Origin of the sequence: Corynebacterium sp. HMSC036E10 (assembly GCF_001836265.1) — a bacterium.
GTDB classification, from domain to species: Bacteria; Actinomycetota; Actinomycetes; order Mycobacteriales; family Mycobacteriaceae; genus Corynebacterium; species Corynebacterium coyleae.
Genome location: NZ_KV827972.1, coordinates 17,359 through 30,339 on the forward strand (window position 1 = coordinate 17,359; position 12,981 = coordinate 30,339).

The following is a 12,981-nucleotide window of genomic DNA, read 5'->3' on the forward strand; positions in this document are numbered from 1 at the left end:
CCGCGCCTCCCCTGCGCGACCCCGCCCCCTACGGGAGGCGGAACCCACCATTCACGGACGGCAGGACCGAGTCCAGGCGCGCGGAGGCGGTCGGCGCGTGGATCGGGCCTTGCAGCGGGCTGTGGCACGCGATGTCGAAAGGTGCGCGCCAGGTGCCGCCGTTGACCATGGCGATGACGCGGTCGCCGACCATGAGTGGGGCGCCGGAGTCGCCTTGCATGGCGCAGACGTGGTTGACGTTGTGGGTGTCCCAGTCGGTGAAGGTGGGTGCGCAGGTGTAGCCGGAGGCGACGCCTTTCTTGCACACGGTGCCGCCGGGGCGGACGGGGGCGCCGCCGACGTGGTTGGCGGTGATGCCGTCGTAGGTGCGGGTGACTTCGGTGTTTTTGTCCAGGGTGATCACGGCGAAGTCTTTTTGTTTGTCTACCTGCGTGATTGTGCCCGTGGTGCCGAGTTGGGGTGCGTCGGCGGATTTGACCTTGTCGCCAACGTTGCCGCAGTGGCCGGCGGTGAGGGCGACTTTTTGGCCGCGGTCGTTGTAGCCGGCGACGGTGGTGGTGCACATGAATTCGGAGCCGGGGGTGTTGCCGACGTAGAGCGGGGTGCCGGGTCCGTAGAGGGCGTTGCCGCGTGCGCGGGCTTGGTCGGCTTCGGCGGGGACGCGGGGGGCGTCGTGGAAGGATCCGGGGACGCGGTGGAGGACGCGGTCGGCGCCGGGTTTGCCGGCGAGGGCTTTGGAGATGATGTCGGTGCGCCAGATGTAGTTGGGGTCGGCGGTGTCGACGGGCGCTGCGTTTTGTGCCATCGCGGGCGCGGCGTCTGCGCTAAGAGCAGGCGTGACGACGAGCGCGAGGGCGGAGACGGCGGCAGCGACAATGGTGCGGGCCGATGGGAGGCGGCGCATACTTATCCCCTATCAGTGTTTCGAAGGCGCGTGAAGACAACTTTTGCCACAGTAATCACTTGGGCAACATTGGCACCATTCAACCATACGAAGACCCACCCGGGGGTGCTTTCGGGCACGTAAGGTAGGCCCATGGCTGACTTACCGAAACTCACTGGACGCCTCGCTGGTTTCGAGGACACGATCGACAAGACACGCGACAAGCGCGAAGACCTTTACAAGTGGTTCCACCGGAACCCGGAGTTGTCGATGCAGGAGTTTGCTACCTCGCAACGCATTGAGGAGGTACTCACCGCGATCGGTTACACCGTCACCGCGGTGGGCAAGACGGGCAAGGTCGGCGTGCTGGAAAACGGCGAGGGTCCGGTGGTTTGCTTCCGCGCGGATTTCGATGCCCTGCCGATCAGCGAGGCGACCGGCCTGGAATACTCGGCGGACCCGGCGCTGAACCGGATGCATGCGTGCGGCCACGACATGCACACGACTGCCCTGCTGGGTGCGGCGGAGGCGTTGGCGCAGCACAAGGACCTGTGGTCGGGCACGTTTATCGCACTGTTCCAGCCGGGTGAGGAAACCGGCGCGGGCGCGGTGGATATGGCGCAGGCGGGTTTGGCGGAGAAGATCGTGAAGCCGGATGTGGTGTTGGGCCAGCATGTCGGCCCGTGGATCGACGATTACGGCGTCGGCGCGCTGTCCGGCCCGGTGTTTTCCACGTGCGTGCAGACCAAGATCACGATTTTCGGCCGCGGCTCGCACGGCTCGATGCCGCAGCATGGCATCGACCCGGTGGTGCTTGCGGCGAAGGTGATCATGAGCCTGCAGACGATCATCTCGCGAAACATCGATCCGCAGGAGATGGGCGTGGTCACGGTCGGCGCGGTCCACGGCGGCGATTCGCCGAACACGATCCCGGATTCGGTGGAGCTCAAGGTGTCCACGCGCGCGTTTACGCAGGAGATTTCGGACAAGCTTAACGGCGACATCAAGCGCATCGTCCAAGGAGAATGCGCCATTGCGGGTTGTGACCGGGAGCCCACCTTCGAGGTCATCGGCGGCGCGCCGGTGTTTAGCAACCACGAGGAGCCGACGGAGAAGGTCATGGCGGTGTTCCGCGAGCAGTTCGGTAAGCGCGCGGGCAACTTCGGCCGGCTTTCGGGTTCGGAGGACTTCCCCACCATCGCGGAAGCCTGGGGCGTGCCCTACTTCTACTGGGCGGTGGGCAGTAAGAAGGAAATGGAGGGCGCTCCGGCGAACCACTCGCCGCTGTTCGCTCCGGATCTGGACCCGGTGCTGGATCATTCGACCCGCACGATCTTGGCGGCGGTGTCGCCGTGGCTGATGCCGTAGCGAACATGTCGCGGTAGCCGTGTAGGTTGAGCCGCATGAATTCGCATGCGGCACCGCACCCGAACCAGCAACCCGCGCAACCTCAGCAACCCGCGCAACCTCAGCAACCCGCGCAGCCTCAGCAACCCGCGCAGCCTCAGCAACCGGCGCAAACCCAAAAGCAGCGCCTGATCGTGCCTGACTTGGCTCGCGGCACCGCGCTGCTTGGCATTGCGATGGCGAATGTCGCGCAGACGTGGATCACGAATGATTGGTCGGAGGATCAGTCGCGTGCGGGCTGGTCGGTGGGTGGCGTGCGCCCGGACAGCATCATCGACCAGGTCAGTGCCGTGTTTGCGGCGATGTTTATCCACGTGCGTGGGCTGCCGATGTTCTCCACCCTGTTGGGGTTCGGCTTCGGGCTGGTGGCGGCGAGTTTGTACCGCAAGCACTATCCGTTGAGGGATGCCCGACGGGTGTTGGTTCGTCGATACGCAATGCTCGCGTTGTTTGGTTTGGCACACATGCTTGGCCTGTTTTATGGCGACATCATGCTCACGTATGGCCTGGTGGGCATCTTGTTGGCGTGGGGGTTGTCGTGGTCGACGAAGACGTTGCGCATTGTGGCGTATTCGATCCTGGGCTTGTTCACCACGTTCGGGGTGTTAGGTGGCGTCTCGGCGTTTTTCTTCAATTCTTCGGAGGCGATCATACAGCCGGATCCGACGATCACGTTTGATACGCCAGCGGCATATTTCTCCTCAAACCTGCAGATGGCGTTGGGCATGTTGGCCATGCAGCCTGTTGCGGCGTTGCAGTTGTGGGCGTTGGCGATTATCGGGTTTGTGTGGGCGCGGGAGCGGGTGCTTATCGACGTCACCACGCACCGCAAAACCCTTATCACCTGGACCGTTATCGCCGCGGTGATCATCGTCGGCATCGGCTTGCCGTGGGGCTTGGCGGCCGCGGGTGTGCTGCCGGCGCAGTGGGAGCTGCCGCTGTTCATCCTGAACCAGGCGCTGGGCTACCTCACGGGCCCGGGCATCCTGGCGGCACTCGCGCTGGCCACGCACAGGCTGAACAACAACGTGCCGGGATGGGCGCGGGCGTTCGTGGCGTTGGGTAAGCGTTCCATGTCGGGGTATCTGGCACAGTCGGTGCTGTTCGTGCTGCTGTGCACCCCGGCGTTTCTGGGCATCGGCCTGGACACCACGGTGACCGGCAAGCTGGGCATTGGCTTGCTAGTGTGGGCGATCACGATTGCGCTCGCGGTGCTGCTGGAGCGCGCGGACAAGCAGGGTCCGTTTGAGTGGGCTCACCGCCACCTCTCGTATGGCAAGACAGGAAGGATTGAGCCGAAGCATGATCAGGTTTCTATCGCTGGATGAGATGACGCCGCGTCAGGTCCATCAGTTGTACAAGTTGCGGGTGGATACGTTCGTGGCGGAGCAGCAGTGCCCGTACGCGGAGATCGATGATCAGGACGCTAACCCCGAGACGAAGCACATTCTTGCTTTGCTTGACGACGACACCCTCGCCGGCTGCGCCCGCGTCTTCCCCACCGAGACGGGATCGCGCTTTGGGCGTTTCGTGGTCCATCCCGACCACCGCGGCTCTGGCCTCGGCCCGGAGATCGTGCGCGCGGGTATCGAGTACACGGAGCGCTTCCCCGGGGATTTGGTCATCGAGGCGCAGGCCGGCCTTGTCGGCTACTACGAGCAGTTCGGGCTCGTGGCCGAGGGTGAGGAATTCCTGGATACCGGAGTTCCCCACCGCAAGATGCGAATCAAGCGCTAGGCCTGGCGCTAGTTCAAGCGCTAGTCCTGGCGGCGTTCGTCGACAATGGTGTCGCGCTCGCCGCGCTCGAGTTTGAAGCCTTCGGGGAACTTCCAGGAGTCGTCCTCGGCGTCGTATTCGAGTTCGGGACGCTCCACCTCGTTGCCTTGCGCGTCGTAGCCCGGCGCGGGTTTGTTTTCGCCTTCTTCGAGTTTCTCGGCGGTGTCGGTCTTCTCCCAGGTGCGGGAGCGGGTCTTACGGGCGGCGGCGGAGTCGTCGCTCATGGCCTTGATCAGGGAGTACATCATGACGAAGTACATGAAGAAGAACGGCAGGGCGATGATGATCACGACTTGTTGGAGGGCGTTGATGCCGGAGTCGTTGATAAACAGCAGCGCGCCGGTGACCAGGCCGACGGCGACCACCCAGCCGACGCGGTAGTAGGTGGGGGACTTGTTTTCCTCACCGGAGGCGAACATGTCCATCACCAGGGCGGCGGAGTCCATGGATGTGACGAAGTAGAACACGATCACGATCAGGGCGACGGTGCCGGTGATGGTGTACAGCGGGTAGTCCGCAAGCAGGCTAAACAGTGCCTGTGGGGTGTCGCCGTCTTCCACCACGGGTTTGGTGAGCACGCCGGGGTTGTGTTCTTCCATGTCGATGGCGGCGCGGCCGAAGATAGAGAACCAGATCAGGTCGAACGCGGTGGGCAGCAGCAGGGTGCCGCCGATGAATTCGCGGACGGTGCGGCCGCGGGAGATGCGGGCGAAGAACATGCCCACGAATGGCGACCAGCAGATGGTCCATGCCCAGTAGAAGGCGGTCCAGGTGGCGTGCCAGCCGGGGTTGTCGTTGTAGGAGTCGACCCAGAACATCAGCTCGGGCAGGGATTGGGCGTAGATGCCGAAGGATTCGGTGATCTGGCCGAGCAGTTTCAGGGTGGGGCCGGTGAGCAGCACGAAGAGCATCAGGGCGATGGTGCCGGCGATATTCAGGTTGGACAGGATCTTCACGCCCTTGTCCAGGCCGGTTGCCACGGAGATGGAGGCGGCGATGGTGATGCCGCAGATGATCGCGATCTGCACCGGGGTGACCAGGGGCACGTCCCAGAGGATGTTCATGCCGGCGGAAATCTGCAGTACGCCCAGGCCGACGGAGACGGCGAGTCCGAAGACGGTGCCGATGATGCCCAGGGCGTCGAGAAGTTTGCCGGGCGCTTCGTACACGCGGCGACCGAGCAGTGGCGCGAACATGGAGGACATTCGCGCGGGCATTTTGCGCTTATAGACGAAGTACCCCACCGCCAGACCAGGCAAGGTGAAAATCACCCACATGTGGATGCCGAAGTGGTAGTAGGTGAACTCGAACGCCTGGATGATCGCGTCGCGGCTCATGGATTCGTAGCCGCCACGTGGCGGGTTGAAGGCGTGGTTCAGCGGCTCGGCAGCACCCCAGAACAGCAGCGTTGCGCCCATGCCGGCGGCAAAGAGCATGCCGAACCAGACGGGGTATGAGTATTCGGGTTCATCGTCGTCGTCGCCAAGCCGCAGGTTGCCGTAGCGGGAGACGAACACACAGATCAAAAAGACCAGCGTGGCAGAGATGCCGCCGACGTAGAGCCACGTGAAGTGGTCCATCAGCCAGCCGGAGACGGCAGCGTAAGACTCGCGGGCGGTGTCGCCGAACGCGATGGTGCCCGCAACGAAGATGAGAATGAACCCCAAGGCGGAGAAGAAAATCAAGGGGTCTGAGTGGAGACGGCGTGTGCGCGCCATAAGGGGTGTTCCTAACTGGTGGGAAACAACAACGCGCCCGGGTTACCGCCCGGGCTTGATCAGTGCACCGGCGGCAGAGGAGGTCACAGCGGACCCGATAAGTACTCCGACGGTGTAAAGGATGCCGGTGACGCCGAGCATTTGCAGCAGCCAGCCAAAGAACAGCGCGCCCACGACGGCACCTGCGATTGCGACGACCCAACGGCCCATGGTGTGTTCCTTTCAATGAGACAGCATTGACGTGGACAACCAGCGTACGCAAGTGCTACGATTCGTCCCGCTATGAATACCCAAGAACCCGCCTCTACCAGGGCAGCTGTTGATGAACAAAAACTTTTAGAGCGCTTCATGTGGCTCTCCATCGGCGCTACCATTGTCACGATTGTGCTGAAGGCAATCGCGGCGTGGGTGACGGGTTCTGTGGGTTTCTTATCGGACGCGTTGGAGTCCGGGATCAACCTCGTCGCAGCCGCCGTGGGCCTGTGGGCGCTGAAGCTTTCAGCCAAGCCGGCGGACGACAACCACAACTTCGGCCACTCCCGCGCCGAGTACTTCTCCGCCCAGGTGGAGGGCACACTCATCCTGATCGCCTCTATAGTGATCATTTATACGGCGGTGGATCGCCTGATCAACCCGGTACCGGTGCAGCAGCTCGGCATCGGCCTGGCGTTCTCTATCGTGGCCACGCTGTTGAACCTCGGCGTGGGTGTCGCGCTCATCCGCGCGGGTAAGAAGTACCGCTCCACCACCCTGAATGCGGACGGGCACCACTTGATCACGGACGTGTGGACCACCGTGGGCGTCATCGTCGGCATGGCGTTGGTGTGGCTGACTGGCTGGCAGCCGCTCGACCCGATTGTGGCGCTGCTGGTTGGCCTGAACATCTTGTTCACCGGCTACACGTTGCTCAAGGGTGCGATCCTGGGGCTGCTGTCGCACACGCTGCCCGAGGATGAGCAGAAGGTTGTCCATAACTTTCTGGATGCCTATGCCAAGGACAACGGCGTGACGTTCACGTCGGTGCGTACGGCGGAGGCTGGCCGCGACCGCTTGGTCAACCTGGTTATGCAGGTGCCAGGCTCCTGGACGGTGGATCACTCCCACGATCACGCGGATGCGGTGGAGGAAGGTATCGCCGCAGCGCTTGGTGGCGCGGAGACGATCGTGCACATCGAGCCGCTGGGCCATCCGACGCGTACCGGCCCGCTGCAGATCTAATCCGCATAGGGTGATGTGCATGGATTCGCAGCTTATGGGCAAACCCGAACTCGATTTACGCTGTTATTTTGTCACCGGCCAGGGTGACGACATTGTGGAGCGCGCCCGCGCCGCCGCGGCTGGCGGTGCCGGGGTGGTGCAGGTGCGCTCGAAGCCGATTAGTGCGCGCGACCTGTACGACCTCTCGCGCGATGTGGCCGAGGCCGTCCACGAGGTGAACCCGAAGACGCAGGTGCTTATCGACGACCGCGTCGACGTCGCCCTCGCACTCCGCGACCACGGCATCGCTGGCGTGCACGTGGGCCAGGACGACCTGGACGTGCGGGTCGCACGCGACCTGCTAGGCCCGGACGCGATCATCGGTCTGACCACCGGCACGATGGAACTGGTTCAGGCCGCCAACGCATACGCCGACGTGATCGATTACATCGGCTGCGGGCCCTTCCGCGACACTCCGACGAAGGACTCGGGCCGCCCTCCCTTGGGCTTCGGCGGCTACCCGCCCCTGGTGGAGGCCGCCCAGGTGCCGCTGGTGGCCATCGGGGACGTGACGGTGGATGACGCGTACCACCTGGCACTTGCTGGCGTGGACGGGTTGGCCATTGTGCGCGGCATCATGCACGCCGATAATTCCCAGGACTATTGCGAGCGTGTGGTCGCGGAGTTTGAAAGGGGCCAAACGGACCGGGCAAAAGCGCTACCCTGATCGCTGTGAATATCTCGGTTGTCGGTGCGGGCATCGTCGGTCTGTCTACTGCGCTTACGTTGGCGGATCGGGGCCATACGGTCACGGTGTACGACCCGGCGCCGGCGTCGGGGGCGTCGCATTATGCGGGTGGGATGTTGGCGCCGACGGCGGAGGTCGTCTATAAGCAAGACCCGCTCTTTCCGCTGATGGCGGCGTCTGCGGAGCTCTACCCGGACCTGATCAAGCTCACCGCGAAGTACTCGGATCTGCCCACGGGGTATCGCACGGAGGGCACGTTGGTGGTCGCGCGTGATGTGGCGGACAAGACGCACCTGGCGGAACTGAGCGAGTACCAGGAAAAGCACGGTATGGCGGTGGAGAAGGTGACTACCCGTCAGGCGCGCAGCCTTGAGCCGGCGCTCTCCCCTGCTATTAACGGTGCGGTGCGGATTGCGGGGGATCACCAGGTGCAGCCGCGCTTGTTTACCAAGGCGCTCATGGATGCCTGCGCGAATGCCGGGGTGACGTTCATACACAAGCGCGTGGATAGTACGGACGAGCTGGACGGGGATCAGGTGGTCGTCGCTAATGGTCTGGGTGCTCGTGACCTTGTGCCGTTTCTGGATCTGCGCCCGGTGTACGGCGACGTGCTGCACGTGCGCGTGCCGGACCACCAATACCCGCTGCTTACCCATGTGGTGCGCGGGTTTGTGGAGGACCGCCCGATCTACCTGATTCCGCGCGAGGACCACACGCTGACTATCGGCGCGACTACGCGCGAGGACGGCCGCGACCAGCCGCAGGTGCAGGGCGTTCACCAGCTGCTGCGGGATGCGATTGAGGTGGTGCCGGCGGTTGAGGAGTGCGATTTCCTCGAGGCCGGCGCCGGTGCGCGCCCGGGCACGCCGGATGATTTGCCGTACATCGGTCGTATCGACGAGCGCACCGTGGTGTCCACCGGTTACTTCCGGCACGGGATTTTGCTGGCGGCGTTGGGGGCTCGGTGTGGTGCTGGGGTCGTCGAAAAGCAAGCACCATTCATAAACTTATCCGCATGCGACCCGAGGAGGCACGAATGCAACTAACGCTCAACGGTGAAAGGACCACCACCGAAGCCACGACTGTGCAGGAGTTGGTGGCGGAGGTCGGCGCGCCTGAGGCCGGCACTGCCGTAGCGGTCAACGGTGAGGTTGTGCCGCGCTCGCAGTGGGGGCAGGCGCTTATCGACGACGCAGAGGTGGACATCCTCACCGCCGTCCAGGGAGGCTAGACGTGCTTGAAATTGCTGGCCAGCGGTTTGATTCCCACCTGATTATGGGCACGGGTGGGGCGAGTTCCTTTGACATGCTGGAGCGCGCCCTGATGGCATCTGGAACGGAGATGACCACGGTGGCCATGCGCCGCCACTCGGCGACAACCGGTGCGGGCGAGAGCGTGTTTGACCTGCTGGGGCGCCTGAATATCCGTCCGCTGCCGAACACCGCGGGCTGCCGCACGGCGCGCGACGCGGTGATCACGGCGAAACTCGCGCGTGAGGCGCTGGGCACGGATTGGGTGAAACTAGAGGTCATCGCGGACGACCGCACCTTGCTGCCCGACGTGGTGGAAACGGTCGACGCCTGCGAGATGCTCGTAGACGAGGGCTTTACGGTGCTGGCGTACACCTCAGACGACCCGGTGGCCGCCAAGCGCCTGGAGGATCTCGGTGCTGCGGCGGTGATGCCGTTGGGCTCCCCGATTGGCACGGGGCTTGGAATCCTCAACCCGCACAACATTGAGTTGATCTGCTCGCGCGCGCAGGTGCCGGTGCTTATCGACGCCGGCCTGGGCACCGCATCCGACGCCTCCCTTGCCATGGAACTCGGGTGTTCTGGCGTGCTGCTCGCCAGCGCGGTGAACCGTTGCCAGGACCCGGTGGCCATGGCGCACGCGATGCGCCACGCGGTGGAGGCCGGCCGCCTGGCCCGCGCTGCTGGGCGCATCCCGAAGCGCGAGCACGCCGTGGCGTCGTCCACCTTCGACGGTTTGGCCAGCTGGGCCGACTGGGAAGACGCGGTGCTCTAAGTGCTCCCCCACCACGAGCTCAAGCGCACCGCGCGCCAGATGAACCTGCCCGGATTCGGTCCGGAGCAGCAGGAACGCCTGCACAACTCGCGCGTGCTGGTCATCGGCGCGGGCGGCCTGGGCTGCCCGGTCATGCAGACGCTGGCCGCTACGGGCGTGGGCAGCATTACGGTGTGGGATGACGACCACGTGGACATCACCAACATCCACCGCCAGATCCTCTTCGGCGCAGACGATGTGGGCCGCAGCAAGGTGGAGGTGGCCGCCGAGCGCCTGCGCGCCCTCCAGCCCGGCATCACTGTCACGCCGGTCAAGGATCGCCTGACCACCGACAACTTCCTCGAGGCGCTTGACGGCATCGATTTACTTATCGACGGCTCCGATACCTTTGCCACCAAATTCCTCGCCGCCGACGCCGCCGAAATCACCGGCACACCGCTTCTGTGGGGCTCGGTGCTGCGCTACCGCGGCGACATCGCCCTGTGGCACTCCGGCCCCGGCGCGCCCGAAAACGGCGTGGGTATGCGGGACCTCTACCCCACCCAGCCGGATGCGGATTCCGTGCCGGATTGCGCCACCGCGGGTGTGCTCGGCGTGACCACCTCCGTGGTGGGTGGCCTGATGTCCACCGAGGCCGTGAAGTTCCTCGCGGGCATCGGCGAGGCGGAGATCGGCCGGCTGCACATGTACGACGCGCTGACCACCACCATCCGCCGTTTCACCGTCCCCCGCGACCCGGCGCGCCCACTGACCACGCGCTTGAGCACCTACACCGATGCCTGCGCCGTGAGCACTGAGGGGCAGTTGCTTTACGACGACATCACTACCCGCAAAGCTCACGCCCTGGACATCCGCGAACCCCACGAGCGGGCGATCGCGGACCTGCCGGTTAACTCTACCCACCTGCCACTGACCCAGATCGAACGTGACCCCGAGGCGGTTTCTCGCGCGCTGTCGCAGTACGCCGAAGGCGACGACGTGGTGGTCTATTGCGCCGGTGGAGTGCGTTCTGAAAAATTTGTGAAAACCTATGCGGAACAGGCGAAACAACTCGGAATTGTGCTGAAATCCTTGCCTGGAGGCGTGCAGCGTTGGGGTTAACCTGCCATAATTTTGTTATGCAGATCACACGTACAGCCCCAGTAACCGTCGCTGCCGTCGCGATCCTTACCGCCACCGCAGCCCTCACCCCCTCCGCCGCCGCCCAAAGCAACGTTGGTACCTACTCCAACCAGAACGGCAACGTGCGTTGCGAGTCCTACCAAGTCGGCGGCGAAACCAAAACCATTTGTGTCTCCGACACCGCCCGCACAACCCAGCCGGAGTGCAACCCGCCAGAGCAGCTCATCCCCGCAGTGTCCATCAGCCGAGGCTTTACCGGCACCCACTGCTGGAACCAAGGCTTTGTGGGCCAGCCGAAGAAGCTCAACCCGCTGCAGGTGCAGCGCTTCGGCTCCGCGTTCATTGTCCCGGGCTTTACCGGTGAGCTCTACGTCTTCGACACCGCCAACATCGCGCTCGTGCGCGCAGGTTCCACGAACTCCGTGATCTGGAAGTTGCAGCGCTAACCACAAACCACACATCCGTTCGAGAATCCGCCTCCCGGTGTCGGAGGCGGATTTATAATGTCTCCTTGTCCGAACACAACCGAATAAGGAGGCGTTGTTGGGCGAACTGCTCAAAGCCGCAGTGGGGTGCATTGAAGCCCCGTCCCTATTTCCCCGAGAACTGAAAATTTTGATGCAGGTGGCGTTGCTTGCAGACGACACCACTGGCCCCACCCTCACCCCCACCGGCACCGTCCGCCAAGCAACAGCGGGCCGGGTGGAAAACTTCGGTGGGCCCCGCATGACCAACTGGCTGAAGCGCGACATCATCGATGCGACACTGCCCACCTTCACCGGCACGGGTTGGCTCCAGGAGGTCCCCGGCCCCGAAAACGACGGTGCTTACCAACTCAACCTGACACGGTTGAAGCGGCTTCTCGACGAGGCGGAGGCGCACCTTGCCACCGGCGAGCACGACCAGGAAGCGCTCGAGCAGGCGGATCGGGAACTGCCCGGCGACTTCGACACCACCCCCGAGGACCTGGCTGAGCAGGTGGACCGCATCCTGGTCAGCAACCCGGCGCGTTAAGCAGCCGACACGAATACGCCGAAGCTCCCATAGTGGGACGCATGAAAATTCTTGCACTGTCCGCCAGCGTCCACCGTTACGAGACCTCCGGCATCCACACCGGCATGTGGCTCGGCGAATTCACCCACTTTTACGACGTGCTCACCGCCGCCGGCCACGAGGTCACCCTCGCCAGCGTCGACGGTGGCGCCGTGCCCATCGACCCGGCGAGCCTGAAAACTCCGGTCATCCAGATGGGCGGCACGAACAAGCGTTACGAGGACCCCGAGTTCATGTCGCTCCTCGACGACCGCACCGTCACCGGCTACTCCTAGACCGAAGAAAAACTAGCCAACCGCACCGACGAGGTCCCGTTCAGCCTGGAAGACAAACTGGGCGAGCAGGCCGGCGAGTACACCACCACCAAGATCCTGATGACCAAGCACGTGGTTGTCGACGGCAACCTCATCACCGGCCAAAACCCCACCTCCGCCGCCGGAGTCGGCGAAGCGGTGCTGAAGGTGGTTGGGTAAACCACTCCGGTTCAACGCAAATATAAAACCTCTCGCCTCCATGGCGGAGTGCGGGTGATCGTGGGGCATCACCTAGCCGTGGGTGTCGGCATCTGCGTGGCGTTCGTGGCTGGCATGATCCGGGTGGTGGGGGTGGTCTGTTTCCGGAACGGGGTGATCACCATGGTGATCACCAGAATGGTGGGGGGTGAAACTGATCAGGATAAGACGGTGTAGCCGGCCTCCTCGATGGCTCGGCGAACCATCTCCGGAGGTACGTCACCGGTGACCGTGACGGTGGAAACACCACCAGAAGCGAGATCAATCTGGACGTCGTCGACCTGGGGGAGGGCCTGAAGGGCCTGGGTCACGCTTTTCACGCAGTGCCCACAGGTCAGGCCGGTGACCTGGTAGCTAGCGGAGGCCCCTCCTGCTGACGAGTCGCTGGTGGCAGGGATGGAGGCGGTGTCGGCGCGAGAGGCAGGTCCGCAACAGCTGCAGCCGTGGGAGGCCATCGGCAAGAGACTGGGCTTGGAGGTGTTCATGGAAAAGCTCCTTCGGGTCGGTGGGATGCGGTAACGCTCGCTAGCATATACCCCC

At 63.9% G+C, this 12,981-nt stretch carries 16 protein-coding genes; 12 read left to right on the top strand and 4 right to left on the bottom strand.

Annotation, left to right across the window (positions count from 1 at the left end):
* Nucleotides 1-28: 28 nt before the first annotated feature.
* Nucleotides 29-904: a chymotrypsin family serine protease gene (locus HMPREF2736_RS03625; RefSeq protein ID WP_246818876.1), complete on the bottom strand. Its 876-nt coding sequence runs from the start codon at nucleotides 902-904 to the stop codon at nucleotides 29-31.
* Nucleotides 905-1,036: 132 nt separating this feature from the next.
* Between HMPREF2736_RS03625 and HMPREF2736_RS03630 the strand changes: the two genes are divergently transcribed.
* From HMPREF2736_RS03630 to HMPREF2736_RS03640, 3 genes are all read left to right on the top strand, one after another.
* Nucleotides 1,037-2,251, top strand: coding sequence for an amidohydrolase (locus HMPREF2736_RS03630; protein WP_070828913.1), 1,215 nt, complete (start codon nucleotides 1,037-1,039; stop codon nucleotides 2,249-2,251).
* A 173-nt stretch (nucleotides 2,252-2,424) separates the two neighbouring features.
* The gene (locus tag HMPREF2736_RS03635; RefSeq protein ID WP_246822046.1) at nucleotides 2,425-3,618 is read left to right on the top strand and encodes a DUF418 domain-containing protein; all 1,194 of its coding nucleotides are present in this window, start codon (nucleotides 2,425-2,427) and stop codon (nucleotides 3,616-3,618) included.
* Nucleotides 3,593-4,027 carry a GNAT family N-acetyltransferase gene (locus HMPREF2736_RS03640; RefSeq protein ID WP_070452088.1) on the top strand — a complete coding sequence of 145 codons (435 nt, stop codon included), beginning with the start codon at nucleotides 3,593-3,595 and terminating at the stop codon, nucleotides 4,025-4,027. Before HMPREF2736_RS03635 ends, HMPREF2736_RS03640 begins: the two co-directional genes overlap by 26 nt.
* A gap of 20 nt (nucleotides 4,028-4,047) precedes the next feature.
* Here the strand turns inward: HMPREF2736_RS03640 and HMPREF2736_RS03645 are convergent, their stop codons facing one another.
* Together HMPREF2736_RS03645 and HMPREF2736_RS03650 are read right to left on the bottom strand one after the other, a co-directional pair.
* Nucleotides 4,048-5,784 (bottom strand): BCCT family transporter, encoded by a 1,737-nt coding sequence (locus HMPREF2736_RS03645; protein ID WP_083322970.1) that lies wholly within the window; start codon nucleotides 5,782-5,784, stop codon nucleotides 4,048-4,050.
* Nucleotides 5,785-5,826: 42 nt separating this feature from the next.
* Complete coding sequence (locus HMPREF2736_RS03650) at nucleotides 5,827-5,994, bottom strand: glycerol dehydrogenase (protein ID WP_070422543.1); 168 nt, start codon at nucleotides 5,992-5,994, stop codon at nucleotides 5,827-5,829.
* A gap of 72 nt (nucleotides 5,995-6,066) precedes the next feature.
* Here HMPREF2736_RS03650 and HMPREF2736_RS03655 point away from each other — a divergent pair, with 72 nt between their 5' ends.
* The 9 genes from HMPREF2736_RS03655 (at nucleotide 6,067) to HMPREF2736_RS12620 (ending at nucleotide 12,204) form a co-directional block, all read left to right on the top strand.
* Nucleotides 6,067-7,002 (top strand): cation diffusion facilitator family transporter, encoded by a 936-nt coding sequence (locus tag HMPREF2736_RS03655; RefSeq protein ID WP_070568998.1) that lies wholly within the window; start codon nucleotides 6,067-6,069, stop codon nucleotides 7,000-7,002.
* A gap of 34 nt (nucleotides 7,003-7,036) precedes the next feature.
* Complete coding sequence (locus HMPREF2736_RS03660) at nucleotides 7,037-7,708, top strand: thiamine phosphate synthase (protein ID WP_070828914.1); 672 nt, start codon at nucleotides 7,037-7,039, stop codon at nucleotides 7,706-7,708.
* The gene (gene thiO, locus HMPREF2736_RS03665; protein ID WP_070828915.1) at nucleotides 7,708-8,775 is read left to right on the top strand and encodes a glycine oxidase ThiO; all 1,068 of its coding nucleotides are present in this window, start codon (nucleotides 7,708-7,710) and stop codon (nucleotides 8,773-8,775) included. Before HMPREF2736_RS03660 ends, thiO begins: the two co-directional genes overlap by 1 nt.
* Nucleotides 8,766-8,960 (top strand): sulfur carrier protein ThiS, encoded by a 195-nt coding sequence (gene thiS / locus HMPREF2736_RS03670; RefSeq protein WP_070828916.1) that lies wholly within the window; start codon nucleotides 8,766-8,768, stop codon nucleotides 8,958-8,960. Before thiO ends, thiS begins: the two co-directional genes overlap by 10 nt.
* A gap of 2 nt (nucleotides 8,961-8,962) precedes the next feature.
* Nucleotides 8,963-9,754 (top strand): thiazole synthase, encoded by a 792-nt coding sequence (locus HMPREF2736_RS03675; protein WP_070828917.1) that lies wholly within the window; start codon nucleotides 8,963-8,965, stop codon nucleotides 9,752-9,754.
* Nucleotides 9,755-10,855, top strand: coding sequence for a ThiF family adenylyltransferase (locus HMPREF2736_RS03680; RefSeq protein WP_246822047.1), 1,101 nt, complete (start codon nucleotides 9,755-9,757; stop codon nucleotides 10,853-10,855). It abuts the gene before it with no gap.
* 17 nt (nucleotides 10,856-10,872) lie between these two features.
* Nucleotides 10,873-11,322, top strand: a complete 450-nt coding sequence (locus HMPREF2736_RS03685) for a hypothetical protein (RefSeq protein WP_070828918.1) — start codon at nucleotides 10,873-10,875, stop codon at nucleotides 11,320-11,322.
* A 97-nt stretch (nucleotides 11,323-11,419) separates the two neighbouring features.
* A complete protein-coding gene (locus HMPREF2736_RS03690) occupies nucleotides 11,420-11,890 on the top strand; it encodes a hypothetical protein (RefSeq protein ID WP_070828919.1) in 471 nt (156 codons plus the stop codon).
* Between the two features lie 41 nt (nucleotides 11,891-11,931).
* Nucleotides 11,932-12,204, top strand: coding sequence for a type 1 glutamine amidotransferase family protein (locus HMPREF2736_RS12620; RefSeq protein WP_070828920.1), 273 nt, complete (start codon nucleotides 11,932-11,934; stop codon nucleotides 12,202-12,204).
* Nucleotides 12,205-12,599: 395 nt separating this feature from the next.
* On the opposite strand, the gene HMPREF2736_RS11920 is transcribed toward HMPREF2736_RS12620, so the two are convergent.
* Nucleotides 12,600-12,926, bottom strand: a complete 327-nt coding sequence (locus HMPREF2736_RS11920; RefSeq protein WP_083322971.1) for a heavy-metal-associated domain-containing protein — start codon at nucleotides 12,924-12,926, stop codon at nucleotides 12,600-12,602.
* Nucleotides 12,927-12,981: the final 55 nt, after the last annotated feature.